A 15,457-nucleotide genomic window follows, 5' to 3' on the forward strand; every position below is an offset into this window, starting at 1 on the left:
CGGAGGACGTATGACCACCGAACCGACCCAGCTCGCCGACCTCACCGCCACCCGTCTCACGGCCGGGTACGCGGCCGGCGAGTTCTCCCCCGTCGAGGCGGTCCGGGCGGTGCTGGAGCGCGCCGGGGCCGCACAGGACGCGACGAACTGCTTCACCCGGATCGACGCGGACGAGGCGCTGTCGGGCGCCAAGGAGTCGGAGGAACGCTGGCGGGCCGGGGAACCGGCCGGGCCGGTGGACGGGGTGCCCGTCACCGTCAAGGACCTGATCCTCACCCGGGGCACGCCGACGCTGCGCGGTTCGCGGACGGTGCGGGCCGAGGGCCCGTGGGAGGAGGACGCCCCGTCGGTCGCCCGGCTGCGGGAGTCCGGTGCGGTGTTCGTCGGCAAGACCACCACCCCGGAGTTCGGCTGGAAGGGCGTCACCGACAGTCCACGGCACGGGGTGACGGGCAATCCGTACGACCCGGGGCGCACCGCGGGCGGCTCCAGCGGCGGCAGCGCGGCGGCGGTGGCGCTGGGCGCCGGGCCGCTGTCCCTGGGCACGGACGGCGGCGGTTCGGTCCGTATCCCGGCGTCGTTCTGCGGGATCTTCGCCCTCAAGGCGACCTACGGGCGGGTGCCGCTGTATCCGGCGAGCCCGTTCGGGACGCTGGCGCACGTCGGGCCGATGACCCGGGACGCGGCGGACGCGGCGCTGATGATGGACGTGATCTGCGGCGCGGACTGGCGGGACTGGTCCCAGCTCGGTCCGGCCGCGGGCCCGTTCCGCCAGGCGCTGGCCGGCCCGGTCTCCGGGCTGCGGGTGGCCTTCAGCCCGTCGCTCGGCTGGGACGTGCCGGTGGCCCCTCAGGTCGCCGCGGCGGTCAGGCAGGCCGTCGAGACGCTGGCCGGGCTCGGCGCGGTCGTCGAGGAGATCGACCCGGGCATCGCGGACCCGGTGGAGGCCTTCCACACGCTGTGGTTCAGCGGCGCGGCGCGGGTGGTGCAGCATCTGGACGACGCGGACCGGGAGCTGCTGGACCCGGGGCTGCGGGAGATCTGCGAGCAGGGCGCCCGGTACAGCGCGCTGGACTATCTGGCCGCGGTCGATACGCGGATGGCGCTCGGTCAGGCCATGGGCCGCTTCCACAGTGCCTACGACCTGTTGGTGACCCCGACCGTGCCGGTCACCGCCTTCGAGGCGGGCGTCGAGGTCCCCGCCGGATCCGGCCACACCCGCTGGACGGGCTGGACGCCGTTCACCTACCCGTTCAACCTCACCCAGCAGCCGGCCGCGACGCTGCCCTGCGGGGTGGACGGGGACAGGATGCCGATCGGCGTCCAGCTGGTCGGCGCGCGGCACGCGGACGCGCTGGTGCTGCGTGCCGCGCACGCCCTCTACGAGGCGGGGACCGCGGAGATCCCCGCGCCGCCCGCCCGCTGAGGTGACCGCGCGGTCCCGTCATCCGCCCGGTGGGGCGGACGACGGGACCGCGCGCACCCGCTCTAGGCCCGCCGGAAGTTGAGGGTCTCCCCCAGGGCTCCGGCCCGCCACAGGTCCTGACAGGCGTCGGCCATCCGGTCCAGGCCGTCGACGATGCTGCCCCACACGATGCCCGGCACCCAGCCCGCGTCACCGTTGATCAGCAGATTGTTGCGCTCATAGAACAGCGCGAGGTCGACAACGGTGGCGCGGCCCTGGTGCTGGGCCTGCGTCTCGTAACCGTAGGACTTCGTCCCCAGTTGGGTGTCGGTGAAGGTGAAGTAGCACAGATCGCCGGGGATCGGGGTGATCGTCGGATTCTCCAGCGGCGGCTCCTCGGGAGCGAACGGCGCAAGCAGGGCGTAGATCTCGTTGCGGGCGTATTTGGCGTGGTAGACGTCGCCGCCGAGTGGGAGGGCATCCCACACGGCATTGCAGGTGATCGGCGCGCGGTCGTCGAGCAACTTGGCCGTGCAGCTCACGCCGCGCTTGTCCAGGGAGACTTCGATGAAGCGATCGGTCATGCCCCGATCGTAGGTGGGCAATACCGGCGTACGGAACAAGTCCGAGGCGCTTCTATCAAGGGCTGGAAACGATCGGCATATCTGCCAGGCGTTCGGGTAGCCGCGCGCCCATGGCTCCACCACAGGAGAACACCAAAATGATCAAGAGAAAATTGGCAAGCGGCATCCGCCGCCGCTCGCTGCTCGCGGGGGTAGCGGCGCTCGGCGCAGCGGGTGCGGTGGGATCGGCCTCGGGCTGCTCCCGGGTCGATGTCTCCGGGGCGACCGGAGGCGGACACCAGCTGGAGGACCTGCGGAAAAAGGGCACCGTCCGCATGGGAATCGCCAGCGAACCGCCCTACGCCTCCATCAACAGCAAGGGCCAGCTGACCGGCGAGGCCCCCGCCGTCGCCAAGACGATTTTCCGGCGGCTGGGCATCAAGAATTTCGAGCCGGTACCGGTCGAGTTCGGTGCATTGGTGCCGGGACTCCATTCCTTCCAGTACGACGTGATCGTCGCGGGCATGTTCATCAACAAAGCCCGGTGTGCGGCCGTCCTCTTCTCCGACCCGGATTACGAGAACAAGGACGCCTTCCTCGTACTCAAGGGCAACCCGAAGAAAATCCACTCCTATGCGGACATCGCCAAGGGGAAATTCCGGATGGGCTCCGGAATCGGCTATGCGGAGATCGACTACGCGGTCGGCAACGGTGTCAAGAAGGACACGATCCAGACCTACGGCGACCAGATCGCCGGTATGGAGGCTCTGGAAGCGGGCCGTATCGACGCCTTCGCCGGTACGGCGCTGACCATGATCGAGGCGCTGAAGGCCGGTAAGCATCCCAAGGTGGAGATGACCGAGCCGTTCACGCCGGTGGTCGACGGGAAGCCCCAGCGCGACGGCGGCGGCTACGGCTTCCGGATCGGCGAGACCAATCTGCGGGACGCGTTCAACCGCGAGCTCCAGAAGATGAAGAAGAGCGGCGAACTCCTGCGTATCGCCAAGCCGTACGGCTTCACCGAGGAGTTCATGACCGACCTCACGGCGAAGGAGCTCTGTAAAAAGTGACCGGCGCTCTGTGGCAACTCTTCTTCGAAGGACTGTGGATCACCGTCCAGTTGATGGTCTACAGCGCCGCCCTGGCCGCCGCCGTCGCCTTCGGCATCGGTCTGGCCCGCACCTCACGCTTCTGGATCGTCCGCTTCCTGTCCGGTGTCTATGTGGAATTCTTCCGCGGCACCTCGGCACTGGTGCTGATGTTCTGGCTGTTCTTCGCGCTGCCGCTGCTGGGCTGGCAGCTGGTCGGTATCTGGGCGGGCACCCTGGCGCTGGGCCTCTCGTACGGGGCGTACGGCTCCGAGATCGTCCGCGGCGCCCTCCAGTCGGTGGCACCCGCCCAGCAGGAGGCGGCCATCGCGCTGAGCTTCACGCCCTGGCAGCGGCTGCGGAAGGTACTGCTGCCGCAGGCCGTCCCCGAGATGATGCCGCCGTTCAACAACCTGCTGATCGAGCTGCTCAAGGGCACCGCGCTGGCCTCGCTGCTGTCCATCGGCGAACTCACCTTCCAGGCCAAGCTCGCCCGGCTGTCCACGGGCGAGAGCGCCCAGATCTACGGAATCATCCTCGTCCTCTACTTCGCGGTCGCGTTCGTGCTGACCCGGATCATGCGGGTGCTGGAGCGCCGCGCCAAGGCCTCGGTCGGCCGGGCGGTACCCAAGGGTGAGGGCTGGTTCTCCCGCAAACTGCCCGTCGAGAAGCAGGGCCCCGAGGCGCTGGCCACCGGAGGAAAGCCGTGAACAACTGGTCATGGAGCTACGTCGGCGAGATCATGCCCGACATCCTCAAAGGGCTGTGGATCACCGTCCAGGCGACGATCTACGGTTCGCTGGTCTCCTTCGCGCTCGGGCTGGTCTGGGCGGTGGCGCTGCGCTCGCGGAGCCGCTGGGTGACCTGGCCGGTCAGCATCTTCGTCGAGTTCATCCGCAACACCCCGCTGCTGGTGCAGCTGTTCTTCCTGTTCTTCGTCCTGCCGGGCTGGGGGCTGGCCTTCTCGCCGCTGACCACGGGCGTCATCGGGCTGGGCCTGCACTACTCCACGTACACCTCGGAGGTCTACCGCGCCGGGATCGACGGTGTGCCGCCCGGCCAGTGGGAGGCCGCCACGGCGCTGAGCCTGCCGCGCCGGCGCACCTGGACCGCGGTGATCCTGCCGCAGGCGTTCCGCCGGGTGGTGCCCGCGCTGGGCAACTACGTCATCGCGATGTTCAAGGACACGCCGCTGCTGGCCGGTATCACCGTCGCCGACATGCTCTTCCAGGCGAACAGCATCAGCGCCACCACCTTCGACTACCTGGAGCCGATCACCATCGTCGGCATCCTCTTCGTGGTCATCTCCTACCCCACTTCTCTCCTCCTGCGAGCCCTGGAGCGTCGTCTTGTCCGCTGACAGCACCCCCTCGAAAGAAACGGCCAACCCGGCGGTCGACGGCACCGAGCTGATCCGCTTCGACAACGTCACCAAGCGGTTCGGGACCAACACCGTCCTGGACTCCCTGGACTTCACCGTCTCGTCGGGCAAGCACGTCACCCTCATCGGCCCGTCCGGTTCCGGCAAGACCACGATCCTGCGGCTGCTGATGACGCTGCTGAAGCCCGACGAGGGCACCATCAAGGTCGGCGGCGAGTACCTGACGCACGAGGAGAAGGGCGGCAAGCTCATCCCGGCCGGGGAGAAGCACATCCGTGAGGTGCGCAAGAACATCGGCATGGTGTTCCAGCAGTTCAACCTCTTCCCGAACATGAAGGTGCTGCGGAACATCACCGAGGCGCCGGTGCACGTCCTGGGCATGGAGAAGGACGCCGCCGAGGAGCGGGCCCGTGAACTCCTCGACCTGGTGGGCCTGACCGAGCACCTCGACAAGTACCCCACCCAGCTCTCCGGCGGCCAGCAGCAGCGGGTCGCCATCGCCAGGGCGCTGGCGATGCGCCCGCAGGTGCTGCTGCTGGACGAGGTGACCTCCGCGCTCGACCCGGAGCTGGTGGCCGGGGTGCTGGACGTGCTGCGGGACATCGCGCACACCACGGACATCACCATGCTGTGCGTCACCCACGAGATGAACTTCGCCCGGGACATCTCCGACGACGTCCTGATGTTCGACGCCGGCCGGGTCATCGAATCCGGTTCCCCGGAAAAGATCTTCACGGAGCCGGAACACGAGCGCACCCGGGAATTCCTGAGCGCCGTGCTGTGAGGGGCGGCCATTAGGCAGTGAGTTCGGGTGGCGGACCCCCGTCCGGGGGCCGCCGCCCTTTCTCATTTCCGCACACCGGCGCCATGGCAGCCGAATTCCGGAATATCACCCCGCGCCCCCGCGGCGGCTCCGGTAAATCACCCGCCCTGCCGCCGCCGCGGCAGGCTCAACAGTTCCTCAAGTCGATGCCCTATGGCTGAAGTCAGGTCTAGCGTCTACCGTCTATGGACGGTCCGCGCGCCGCGCATGACACGCATATGACACCACCTCATGACCGGAGTGGGAGCGCGGAGCCGGGCCGTACCGGCGTCTTGCCCGGGTGCCCGCCCCAGGTGTCGCACCTCGGGTTTCACGCCACAGAATTCTGTCCGCGAGCACAACAACGGGGTCCCTTTTTCATGGGAAGGACAGGGGAGACGTGAACGTCTCATGTATGGCCACGGGAGTCGGCGCATACCGGAAACCAGTCAGAAACGCCCGTCAGGGCCCAGCGCATTGCCCCTCCTGGTGCATCCCTGAGGAGCTGATGTGAGCACGCATACTCAGGACCCGCCACTGCGGCACCAGGACGCGTACGCGGTCGTCGTCACGGAAACCGTCGACGACATCGAGCAGCTCAACGAATTGCTGCACAGCAATCTGCCGGTCCTGCTCGTCCGCGATCTCGACCAGGCCAGACGCCTGATGGACGGCGAACCGCCCGCCGGGTCCGGCACGGACACCCCGCGGCCGGCCCGGCTCCGGGTCGGCCGGCTGGAGATCCGGCCGGAGGAACAGCGGGCACTGTGGCGGGACGCGCCGCTGGAGCTGACCGCACAGGAGATCGGCCTGCTGGGCTGCCTCGCCGGACACGGCGGCAGCGTGGCCTCCTACCGGGAACTCGTCCAGGACGTCTGGGGAGCGTCCTGCGGAGTGGACACGACGGTGATTCACAGCGCCGTACGACGATTGCGCCGGAAACTGGAAAAGGCCGGTGTCGACGTCGAGATCGAATCGGTCCGCGGTCACGGTCTGCGGATCGCGTACGAGGGTCAGCAACCGTCAGTGAACTGACATCAACCTGACATTGGCCGCCCCGCCGGATTCCTCAAGACTATGAGGCGAATCTCCGGCGGGGACGCCTTTCCCTCACGGCTGGAAATCCCGCAGCCACACGGCGTCTTCGCTTCCTCACCACCATCCGAAGGGGAGGCAGCATGCGCGCACGCAAGACATCTCGCGCACTCCTGGCGAGTGCCGCGACCGTGAGCATTCTCGGTACGACGGGAATCGCTTCCCATGCCGCGGTGGCCGCGGACCACGGCTCCGCCGCGCTGAAGAGGACCTGCAAGGTCTCCGCCTATACCGACCGTGTCGACCGGCGGACCGACAAGTTCGGCAACGGCGCGATCCAGTGCAACTACAAGCCGGCTTATACCAAGATCGTCGTCACCCTCTACAAGGGCAAGAAGAAGATGGCGACGGCCAAGTGCGCCAACCACAAGAAGTCTTGTTTTGTCGCCACCAAGGAAATCAAGGACGACAGGCCCGTCCAGAAGTGGCGTACCAAGGTCACCGGAGCCTGGGGCTCCGGAAAGCACAGGACCGTGTGGAGCAAGCCGCTGCACGGCTGAGCCGGACCCGCACCGCACGCTCACCGGCCTTGGGCCGCTGAGACCTCATCACCGTCACAACCAGCAAAGGCAGATGCGTATGCGCACCATGATCGCGCGCGGTGCGGTGGCCGCTCTCGCCGCCACCGCCCTGGCCGGCTCCCTCGCGGGCTCCGCCTCCGCCCGGACCGCGCCCACCAAGAAGTCCGCCTCGGCGGACCGGACCGTGCACATCAAGAAGACCGTGTACAGCCAGAAGGCGAAGCCCACCACGAAGTCGATCAGGCTCGACGCCGGCTGCAACTTCATCAACAACGGCCGCAAGAAGGCGGGCCAGGCCTGCTTCAAGAAAAAGGGCGACCGGGTCTGGATCCGTGACACCGCCCGCGACGGTATGCGCATCGAGGTGCGCGGTTCGGTCAACAGCAAGGGCCAGCCCGGATACCGCTGCTACGGCAACTACAAGGGCGGCTGGCAGGTCTGCAACTTCGACCGCAAGATGGCCGAGGGCCATGTCTTCCTCTGGTACGTCAACAAGTGGAAGGGCAGCAAACTGAAGGGCACCAGCGACGAGAAGATGATGATGACCTCCTGAGCGGCCCCCCGAAGCGGCCCCCGATGCCATGAACCGCTCGTGACGTCATGGCTGTCACCGGCATCCGAACCGCTCGTGACGCCAAGGCCGTTGCCGGCATGCGAGCCGCTCGTGACGCCATGACCGTTACCGGCATCCGAACCGTTCCCGATGTCATGAGGCCGGATTCAGATCCCCCGTAGCGAGGGGCCGAGCGCCCTCCTGCCGGACCGTCTCGCGGAACCGGCCACAGATGTGGCTGGTTCCGCACCCTTCCGGGGCGCTCCCCCGCCCCTGGCCCGGGGTATCCGGGTGTCATGGGCCGAAAAACACCAGGGCACCGGAAGCCCCATGACCTAGGCATATGCCAAAGTCTCAAGCCCCAGTACAGAAACGTCGGGCACACCTCTTTTCAGTCAAGACCCCCTCCGCCGAGGGCCGTTGACCGCTATCGTGAGAGTCACGCCGTTGTCCGGGATCGGCCGCGCAAGCGCCGGACGAGACCACCAACGACGCTCATGACGCAAGCGGTAACAACCTGGTAGGGGGACACCGTGGCGCTGAAGCCCGAGCCGACCGCGCCGTTCCATTCGGTGCAGTACGCCCTTCGCGTGCTCGAAACGATCTCCAGGCACGCCGACGGCGTGACCGATGCGACGATCGCCCGCGAGACGGGCCTGTCCCCGGGCCAGCTCGCCCAGATGCTGTCGATGCTCCGGCGCGAGGGCTATGTCGAGCAGGTCACCGACGGGGCGTATGTCGTCGGCGAATCGCTCCTGCTCCTCGGAACGGGCGGCGACCGCGACCAGGCACTGCGCGACAAGCTCCAGCTCACCCTCGACCACCTGCGCGACTCGGTCGGCGCGGCGGTCTACATCAGCCGGTACATCGACGGCGAGGTGAAGATCCTCCACTACGCCGACGGACCGCTGGCACCCAAGGTCAACGAGTGGGCCGAGTTCCACCGCACGGCGCACGCCAGCGCGGTCGGCAAATGCCTGCTGGCGCAGCTCGACCACGACGGCCGCAAGGACCACCTCTCCCGCCACAAGACCGCCCGGCTCACCTCCCGGACGATCACCAACGAGAAGGTCCTGTTCCACAAGCTCGACAGCCAGCCGCCCACGGTCCCCGTCCTCGACCTCCAGGAGTACGCCGTCGGCACGGTCTGCGCGGCCGTCCCGATCACCGCCGGTTCGACGGTCGGCTGCCTCGCCCTGTCCATGCCGCTGGAGCACGCCCATCGTCTGCGCCAGGCCGCCGACACCCTGAACCGCCGGGCCGCTCCGGTTCTGCTGTCGCTGGCGATCTGAGCGGGGGCCCGAGCCGGGCGGGTGCGAGCCTTGGGCAGGTGTGAGCCGAGCGGACGCCGGCCGGGCGAGCGCGGGCCGGGAGCGGCGCCGCCCCTCCACCCTCCGCCGCGGCTGTGGTCATGAGCACCCCTCTCGACCAGGTAGTATTTCTTTCGTCAGCGCGCGCCGCTAGCTCAGTTGGTTAGAGCAGCTGACTCTTAATCAGCGGGTCCGGGGTTCGAGTCCCTGGCGGCGCACGTATCAAGTGGGCGTTTCCGGTCTTCCGGGAACGCCCACTTTGTTTGTCATGACGGGGTGGGTGGGACCGCCGGGGCTCCATTGGCCGACGGCCCGTGGTCGACGGCCCATGGTCAACGGCTCATGGCTCACGGTGGGCAGCCGGCCCGGGCCGCTCCCGCCCCGGGATCACCGGTCCAGGAGATGGGCCCGGTCGTGATCGCGGTACAGCGCCAGGAGAGCGGCCCGGTCCCCGGCGGTGAACGGGCGGTACGCACTTCCGGCAGGAACGGCGGGAGCGGCGGGAGCGGCGGGAGCAGGGGGAACGGCCGGAGCGGCGGAAGCGGCAGGGGTGCCGGGGGCGCCAGGCGTGTCACCTGTGTCACCTGTGCCAGTCGTGTCAGGTGCGCCATCGCCGGCAGGGACCGCCGAGCCGAGCGGCGACCACCAGACCGGATCCGGGCAGCGGAAACCGGCCCGTCGCAGGGCGGCCCGATGCACCTTGTTCGTGGCGGTCACCGGCAGCGCGGCCACCGTCCGTACGAACCGGGGCGCCATCTTCGTGCCGAGATCGGGCTGGGCGGCGAGGAAGGCCACGAAGTCGTCCGGGTCGAACACGGCGCCCTCCGTCAGCGCCAGGGCCGCCATGACCTGGTCCCCGGCGACGGGGTCGGGTACCGCGTACACGGCCACTCCCTCGGCCGGGGCGTAACGGGCGAGGATGTTCTCGATCATCGCGGCGGCCAGATTCTCGCTGTCGACCCGTAGCCGGTCGTCCGAGCGCCCGGCGAAGTGGAAGAACCCCTCGGTGTCCCGGAAGAAGAGGTCACCGGTCCAGTACCAGCCCGCGCCGACCCGCCCCTCGCCCCGGCCGCGGGTGCGGGCGGCGGTCGCCTCGGGGTTGCGCCAGTAGCCCTCGAAGGAGCTGCGGCCACGGTTGACCAGCTCCCCTATCGACTGCTCGCCGTTCAGCAGCCGGCCGGCCGGATCGAGGCGGGCGCGCGGCAGTTCGGCGCCGGTCTCCGGGTCGACGACGGCGAGATCAGCTCCTGGTGCGGGCCGCCCGATGGCGCCGGGCGGGGTGTCCGGTGTGCGCTGGATCGCGGCGCCGCCCTCGGAGGAGCCGTACCCCTCGGTCAGTCGGACGCCGAACCGTGCGGCGAAGCGGGCGGCGTCGACGGCGCCCGCCTCGGTGCCGAACCCGGCGCGCAGCGGATGGTCCCGGTCGTCCGGGGAGGGCGGGGTGGCGAGCAGATACTGCACGGCCCGGCCGACGTAGGTGAAGTAGGTGGCCCCGTAGCGGCGTACGTCGGGGAGGAAGGCGGAGGCCGAGAAGCGGCGGCGCAGCGCCACGGCCGCACCGCCGGCGAGCGCCGGGGCCCAGCCGGCGATCACCGCGTTGCCGTGGAACATCGGCATACAGAGATAGTGGACGTCGTCCCGGCGCACCCCGAAGAATCCGGCCAGCGAGTGCCCGGCGGCGGCCAGCCTGCCCTGGGAGCAGAGGGCGGCCTTGGGCGCGCCGGTGGAGCCGGAGGTGAAGTAGAGGAGCATCCGGGAGGCGGGCGTCGGGGTGCGGATGCCGCCGGAGCCGGCGGCGATCTCGTCGGGCGTCGCGCCCTCGTACGGCGCGAGCAGTTCCCGGTAGGCCGGGTCGTCCACGACGAGGATCCGCTCGGGCGGGACGGGGAGGTCCAGACCGGCCAGCAGCGGCAGGTGGGCGCGTTCGGTGATCAGCAGCGCGCAGTCGGTATGGCTGATGTCGCGGGCGAGCTCCGGCCCGCGGCGGGTGGGGTTGATCCCGGCGACCGCGGCCCCGGCGAGTGCCGCCGCGCTCAGCCACAGCGGGTACTCGGGCACATTGCCGAGCAGCACCCCGAGGTGCGCCTGTGCGCCATGCGGCAGCAGTTCCCCCAGCAGCGCGGCCCGCGCGGCGGCACCGCCCGCCAGCTCGTGGTGGGTGAGCACGAGATCCCCGTACTTCGCCCCCGCCCGGTGATCGCCCCACTGCGCCTGTACGAGCTCCGCGACGGTGGCGGCGCCGGAACTTCCCTGCCTGCTGGTGCCGTTGGCTGCCATGGCGAGGGAGGGTAGCTGACGTTGCGTCAGATGTGGACCCGGGCGGGGCGAGGGACGTGGGGCCCGGTGGGGGGGGTGGGGCCGTGGTCCGGCGCCGGAGGGCTCAGGAGAGGTCGACGTCCGAGCAGGCGTAGAAGGCGTTGCCCGTGTCGGCGATGTTCCAGACGCCGAGGATGAGGTGGCGGCCGGACTTCTGAGTGGGGACGGTGCCCTGGTGCTGGACGGTCGAGCCGGGCTGTGCGCCGCCCATGGGGACCGTCATGAACGGCTCGGGTTCGAGGTCGGCGCGGGTGAGCGGCTTGCTGGGGTCGTAGCCGTCCTTGGTGATGAAGTACTCGAAGTCGGTGGTGGCGTGCCGTGCCGTCAGGCGCCAGGTGAAGGTGTAGCCCTGCCCGGGCGAGAGCTTGGTGCCGGGCCACGAGCCGCCGCGCGGATCGTCCAGCTCGGCGAAGTTCTCGTGCCCGCCGGAACAGATCTTGCCGTCCGCGGGGCCGGCGGCCGGGAAGCCCTTGGGGGCCTCGACGCTCTGCGGCTCGTACTGGATCGCGCCGCAGTCCTTCACTGTGCCATTGGCGCAGAGCGCCTGACGGCTGGGGGGCGCGTCGCTGTAGCCGTGACTGGAGGCGCTGCCCGTCGCGAGCAGGGAGACGCCCAGGACGCCGAGGCCGATCACGGCGGCACTGATCTTTTTGCGCATGCTTCGCTCCTGAAGAACGTGGGGGGGGAGTTCCATGAGCCAGGTGAAAGGAGGCAGTGCACTGCGGGCGGTGCCGGATTGTGCGGTCTAGACCAAACGGCAGACTAAGGGCGCGGCTTTGGGCATGTCCATACCAATGACATGACTGGGCCGGGGTGGGGCGGGGCGCCCGGTTGGGGCGGGGTGCCCGGTCGGGGCGGGGCGCGATCGGGGCGCGCCGGGTCGCGTTGCGTCGCCGTTGGTCGCGTCCCGTCGCCGTCGCCGTCGGACGCATTACGTCGCCGCTGGTCGCGTCCCGTCGCCGTCGGGGCGAGTCAGGTCGGGGCGGGCCCCGCCGCCGGGTCGGGCCGGGTCGTCAGGGGCGGGGTCGGGTCGGGTCGGGTCGGGTCGTCAGGCTGCCGCCGTGAGGGGGCCCGTGGTGGGGCGGGCGGCGGCCTGCACCAGAGCGGTGTACGTGCGGCGGAGCGCTATCAGGGACTCCTGGGCCTCGCGATAGACGGCGGCATCCGGGCCGCCGCGGTGGGCGAGCGTGCGCACGGGTGCACAGTGGCGGTCCATCGCGCTGAGCCAGGCACGGTGCTGCGCCGGGAGATGGCGTCGCATCATCTGGCGCCTGCCCTCACCCATACGGCGGCCGCCGATGCCCAGCACCGCCTCGGCGGCCTGGAGCACGGGCGGCTCCAGGGCGCCCTGTTCGGCGAGCGCGCCGAGCACCGCGCGCTGCTGCGGCGTGGCCGGCGCGGCCGTCAGCTCCGCCGCCTCGGCGAGCAGCTGGGCGCGCAGCGCATGCTGGACGCGCACCAGGCGGCGCAGCGCCGTCGGGGTGGAGGAGTCGTCAGGTGACCGGCCCGCGAGGGTCTCGGCGAGACGGAAGAGCCAGATCCCGTGCGCCTCCAGACGGGTCGCGGCCAGCATCAACCGGTCCAGGCGGCTGAGCGGTTGCCCCTCCGGGGCCCACCGGACGATCGGGACGAGCACTTCGGTGCGGGCCAGTTGGTCGATGGGGATGTGGCGGCGGGGTTTGCGCTCGGGGACCCAGTTGTGGAGCGCGAGGGTCGGCAGGGCGACGAACTGATCGTGGTCGATACGGTGCGCGATCGCCGCCCACAGATCGAGAAATGCCCCGTCGGCGACCTCGCGGGCGGCCGGCGCCTGCGGGTCGAGCCCACACCAGCCACAGGACACCGCGATCACCGCGATCCGCATGGCGGCGGCCTCCGCATTACGCAGGGAGAGGCGGGAGACCCGTTGCCGTAGGGCCGACAACTCGTCGGCGCGATGGGCTCGTTCGACGAGCGCGACGGCGGCCTCCCGGTCGGGCACGATCGCGGCCGCGCGCGCCATGGCGTCCAACCGGGTCCAGGTTCCGATCATGGAACGGACGGGCGGCCGCTCGGGCAGAAAGCCGTGCGCGCAGGGGTCGTGCGGGGAGGCGGTGGCGGGTTCCGCGGAGCTGGCGGGTTCCGCGGAAGCGGCGGAGGCAGCGGAGGCGGACGGCAGTATGCCGGGGCCGGGGGCCGACGCGGCATACGGGCCGGACGCGCCGGTCGGTATACGGGAGCCGGGAGCGGCCGCAGGCCTGGTCGCAGGCCTGGCCGCGGGCACACCCGCAGCCCCGCCGGCGCTCCCCGTCACCGTCGTGCTCGGCGTCGTACTCGCCGTCGCGCTCGTGCCCGCCATCGTGGGCGTGGTCGTGGTCGTAGTTGTGGTCGTGGTCATGATCGCCTGTCCCCCATCAGCACTTCCCGGCGAACAGCCGGGCCAGGTGGGTGTCCATGTCGAGGTAGCGGTCCTCATGGCCGGGCGGGACGATCGCCACGGTCTGCTCCAGCCACGCGGTCAGCTCCATCGCGCGCACCGACAGCTCGCACACGCTGTCATCGGTGGACAGCTCGATGTGCACGCGGCGCGATTCGCCCGGCCGGCGGAAGGGCCACACCCGTACGTCCCCCTCGCCTGCTTCGTCGTGCAGCCCCGTCAGCAACAGATCGCGGGCGAACAGCCAGGTGGCCACCTTCTGGCCACGACTGATGAAGGCAACCTCGACCTCGTACGGGCGGTCGCTGCGATAGCTGAACCGGCCGGCCACCGGAACTGCTTCGTCCGGCCCGAGGAGGAGCTGCATCTCAAGGGTGCGCTTGGCTGTCGACACCACGACGATCAACCTTTCCGACGGAGGGGCGAGTCCCGGGGACCCGGTCCGGGGCGCGCGTCCTGGCAGACGTTGCTGTGGAGGGTGGGGTTGCGGCAGGCGGAGGAGGAGTGACGGACGCCATGGCCGGCACTCTCCGGACGTATGGAGTTCTTTCGTCTCGAAGTTCGCTTCAGCCTCTCAACCGGCAGGAGATATCGCATGTTGACGGAGCAACTGATGATCTACCGCCATGGAACCGATGAACTCGATCTTCACAGAGCAATCGGGGCGAACTGCCGGTCGAAAGTCCCAAGATCAAGGGACCTTTGCCCCATACGGGGCAGGATTCTCGTGAGGTAACGCGGGCGGGCCGGGCTCCGTCGCGAGTGGCCGGGATCACATGGCCCGAGTGCGTGATCTACCCGGTCGCGGGTACAGAGCACATCTCCAGTTCGTGTAAAGTTCTTCAGGTCAGCGCGCGCCGCTAGCTCAGTTGGTTAGAGCAGCTGACTCTTAATCAGCGGGTCCGGGGTTCGAGTCCCTGGCGGCGCACGTCAGACTGAGGCCCCTCGCCATGCGGGGGGCCTCAGTCATGTGGTCGGCCGAACGGATGACCGGTTCCGCCACCCCCGTGAAAATGCCCCGGAACTCGATCTCCGCGACACCCCGGACGGCGATGCCCCGCACGGCGACCTCCCGGGCAGCGATCCCCCGGGCGCCGCCCCCCGGACGCCACGCCCCGGACAGCGATGCCCCGAACGGCAGCAATCGAGATCTGTGCGATCACAAACAGTAATTCCCGGATCACCTACAGATTCGTTCACCGGAGGCTCCCTACTCTTTCTCCGCGGGCTCTCCGTTCCGCCGTCTCGCGACTTTCCGGGCCACCCCGGACGTGCCCACGACCGGCGGCCGCCACCCCGACGGCCAATACGGGGGTCGGCGCCGGCACCGACGCCGTGATGGCAGACACGACAGCCGGCACCGAAATCCCGGTGCCACGGCCCACGCCCCGGAGGGATACTCCTGACGTTCCCCCACCGGCCGCCGCTGGAGGGAACGAGATGACGCCCAGGTCGGGGCTCCAGCTTCGGCCAAATTGACATACGCGCAGGTAACTTCACCCAAGTCGGCAAACGGCTGGCGCCCGTCGCGGACCTGTCCCGCACCCGCTTCCCGGTGAATGCGTTCGGATACAGTTCGTATGCCGCACACGTCGAACCTCAAGTCCCTTGACCAGGCCGGTCGTTCACGTCAATGCCGCATCCTCGCCGTCCGTCACGCCGTTCGCCATGCCACCGGAGATTTTCTCGGTACTGCGTTTTTTCTTTGCCGGTTGATGGCCGATCGACGGGGAAGATTACCCGTGGGGGACGACTCCTTTACGCACCGTGTTCTCCCCGCTTCCCCGCAGAGCAGGGCGGTCCCGGCCATTACTCCGATATCCGCCGACAGCGGGAAATTTGACACCAGGTCCGTATCAAAGTGATGTGCTCTGCGCCACACGCCGCACCGTCTTACGTAGTCTTGTGCACAATTCCCTTGGCAACTCTTGCCATCACCACGGCGGTTAGGGACCCTGACCTGGCAACTCGGTGAAATGAGGGACCGCATAGCCGAGTGGTAACAGT

General features: G+C 69.3%; 14 protein-coding genes and 2 tRNA genes. 11 read left to right on the forward strand and 5 right to left on the reverse strand.

Going from position 1 to position 15,457, the window contains the following annotated elements; all coding sequences use genetic code 11:
* The first annotated feature begins 10 nt into the window (after nt 1-10).
* The gene (locus M8I34_RS07430; RefSeq protein ID WP_250048481.1) at nt 11-1,426 is read left to right on the forward strand and encodes an amidase; all 1,416 of its coding nucleotides are present in this window, start codon (nt 11-13) and stop codon (nt 1,424-1,426) included.
* A 62-nt stretch (nt 1,427-1,488) separates the two neighbouring features.
* Here M8I34_RS07430 and M8I34_RS07435 read toward each other — a convergent pair whose 3' ends face one another.
* A complete protein-coding gene (locus tag M8I34_RS07435; RefSeq protein ID WP_030989396.1) occupies nt 1,489-1,989 on the reverse strand; it encodes a DUF3830 family protein in 501 nt (166 codons plus the stop codon).
* Between the two features lie 110 nt (nt 1,990-2,099).
* On the opposite strand from M8I34_RS07435, the gene ehuB reads away from it, so the two are divergent.
* The 9 genes from ehuB to M8I34_RS07480 all read left to right on the forward strand — a co-directional run bounded on the left by ehuB (nt 2,100) and on the right by M8I34_RS07480 (nt 8,936).
* A complete protein-coding gene (ehuB, locus tag M8I34_RS07440; protein ID WP_250048482.1) occupies nt 2,100-3,038 on the forward strand; it encodes an ectoine/hydroxyectoine ABC transporter substrate-binding protein EhuB in 939 nt (312 codons plus the stop codon).
* On the forward strand, nt 3,035-3,766 hold the full coding sequence (ehuC, locus tag M8I34_RS07445) for an ectoine/hydroxyectoine ABC transporter permease subunit EhuC (protein WP_030989393.1): 732 nt from the start codon (nt 3,035-3,037) through the stop codon (nt 3,764-3,766). The genes ehuB and ehuC overlap by 4 nt, the downstream gene beginning before the upstream one ends.
* 32 nt (nt 3,767-3,798) lie before the next feature.
* A complete protein-coding gene (gene ehuD / locus M8I34_RS07450) occupies nt 3,799-4,416 on the forward strand; it encodes an ectoine/hydroxyectoine ABC transporter permease subunit EhuD (protein WP_030989391.1) in 618 nt (205 codons plus the stop codon).
* A complete protein-coding gene (gene ehuA, locus M8I34_RS07455) occupies nt 4,406-5,221 on the forward strand; it encodes an ectoine/hydroxyectoine ABC transporter ATP-binding protein EhuA (protein WP_250048483.1) in 816 nt (271 codons plus the stop codon). Before ehuD ends, ehuA begins: the two co-directional genes overlap by 11 nt.
* A gap of 528 nt (nt 5,222-5,749) precedes the next feature.
* Nucleotides 5,750-6,274 (forward strand): winged helix-turn-helix domain-containing protein, encoded by a 525-nt coding sequence (locus tag M8I34_RS07460; RefSeq protein WP_250048484.1) that lies wholly within the window; start codon nt 5,750-5,752, stop codon nt 6,272-6,274.
* A 143-nt stretch (nt 6,275-6,417) separates the two neighbouring features.
* Nucleotides 6,418-6,834, forward strand: a complete 417-nt coding sequence (locus M8I34_RS07465; RefSeq protein ID WP_244414646.1) for a hypothetical protein — start codon at nt 6,418-6,420, stop codon at nt 6,832-6,834.
* Between the two features lie 79 nt (nt 6,835-6,913).
* Nucleotides 6,914-7,408: a hypothetical protein gene (locus tag M8I34_RS07470; RefSeq protein WP_250048485.1), complete on the forward strand. Its 495-nt coding sequence runs from the start codon at nt 6,914-6,916 to the stop codon at nt 7,406-7,408.
* Between the two features lie 533 nt (nt 7,409-7,941).
* Nucleotides 7,942-8,700, forward strand: coding sequence for an IclR family transcriptional regulator (locus tag M8I34_RS07475; RefSeq protein ID WP_244414644.1), 759 nt, complete (start codon nt 7,942-7,944; stop codon nt 8,698-8,700).
* A 162-nt stretch (nt 8,701-8,862) separates the two neighbouring features.
* A tRNA-Lys gene (locus M8I34_RS07480) sits at nt 8,863-8,936 on the forward strand.
* Between the two features lie 169 nt (nt 8,937-9,105).
* On the opposite strand, the gene M8I34_RS07485 is transcribed toward M8I34_RS07480, so the two are convergent.
* The 4 genes from M8I34_RS07485 to M8I34_RS07500 all read right to left on the reverse strand — a co-directional run bounded on the left by M8I34_RS07485 (nt 9,106) and on the right by M8I34_RS07500 (nt 13,847).
* Complete coding sequence (locus M8I34_RS07485; RefSeq protein WP_250048486.1) at nt 9,106-10,995, reverse strand: AMP-binding protein; 1,890 nt, start codon at nt 10,993-10,995, stop codon at nt 9,106-9,108.
* 103 nt (nt 10,996-11,098) lie between these two features.
* Entirely contained in the window at nt 11,099-11,692 is a 594-nt protein-coding gene (locus M8I34_RS07490) for a lytic polysaccharide monooxygenase (RefSeq protein ID WP_244414643.1), read from the reverse strand.
* A gap of 390 nt (nt 11,693-12,082) precedes the next feature.
* Entirely contained in the window at nt 12,083-13,411 is a 1,329-nt protein-coding gene (locus M8I34_RS07495) for a hypothetical protein (RefSeq protein ID WP_250048487.1), read from the reverse strand.
* Nucleotides 13,412-13,427: 16 nt separating this feature from the next.
* Complete coding sequence (locus tag M8I34_RS07500) at nt 13,428-13,847, reverse strand: SsgA family sporulation/cell division regulator (RefSeq protein ID WP_030989371.1); 420 nt, start codon at nt 13,845-13,847, stop codon at nt 13,428-13,430.
* Nucleotides 13,848-14,304: 457 nt separating this feature from the next.
* Between M8I34_RS07500 and M8I34_RS07505 the strand changes: the two genes are divergently transcribed.
* Nucleotides 14,305-14,378: transfer RNA gene (locus M8I34_RS07505), tRNA-Lys, on the forward strand.
* The last annotated feature ends 1,079 nt before the right edge of the window (nt 14,379-15,457 follow it).

Source organism: Streptomyces sp. MCA2, assembly GCF_023544705.1.
In the GTDB taxonomy this organism is placed as follows: domain Bacteria; phylum Actinomycetota; class Actinomycetes; order Streptomycetales; family Streptomycetaceae; genus Streptomyces; species Streptomyces decoyicus.

Excerpts from the sequence above, each read along its gene's own strand:
- M8I34_RS07470 (WP_250048485.1), top strand. The coding sequence starts at position 6,914 with ATGCGCACCATGATCGCGCGCGGTGCGGTGGCCGCTCTCGCCGCCACC.
- ehuD (WP_030989391.1), top strand. The coding sequence starts at position 3,799 with ATGCCCGACATCCTCAAAGGGCTGTGGATCACCGTCCAGGCGACGATC.
- ehuB (WP_250048482.1), top strand. The coding sequence starts at position 2,100 with ATGGCTCCACCACAGGAGAACACCAAAATGATCAAGAGAAAATTGGCA.
- M8I34_RS07435 (WP_030989396.1), bottom strand. The coding sequence starts at position 1,989 with ATGACCGATCGCTTCATCGAAGTCTCCCTGGACAAGCGCGGCGTGAGC.
- M8I34_RS07495 (WP_250048487.1), bottom strand. The coding sequence starts at position 13,411 with ATGACCACGACCACAACTACGACCACGACCACGCCCACGATGGCGGGC.
- M8I34_RS07430 (WP_250048481.1), top strand. The coding sequence starts at position 11 with ATGACCACCGAACCGACCCAGCTCGCCGACCTCACCGCCACCCGTCTC.
- M8I34_RS07485 (WP_250048486.1), bottom strand. The coding sequence starts at position 10,995 with ATGGCAGCCAACGGCACCAGCAGGCAGGGAAGTTCCGGCGCCGCCACC.
- M8I34_RS07490 (WP_244414643.1), bottom strand. The coding sequence starts at position 11,692 with ATGCGCAAAAAGATCAGTGCCGCCGTGATCGGCCTCGGCGTCCTGGGC.
- M8I34_RS07465 (WP_244414646.1), top strand. The coding sequence starts at position 6,418 with ATGCGCGCACGCAAGACATCTCGCGCACTCCTGGCGAGTGCCGCGACC.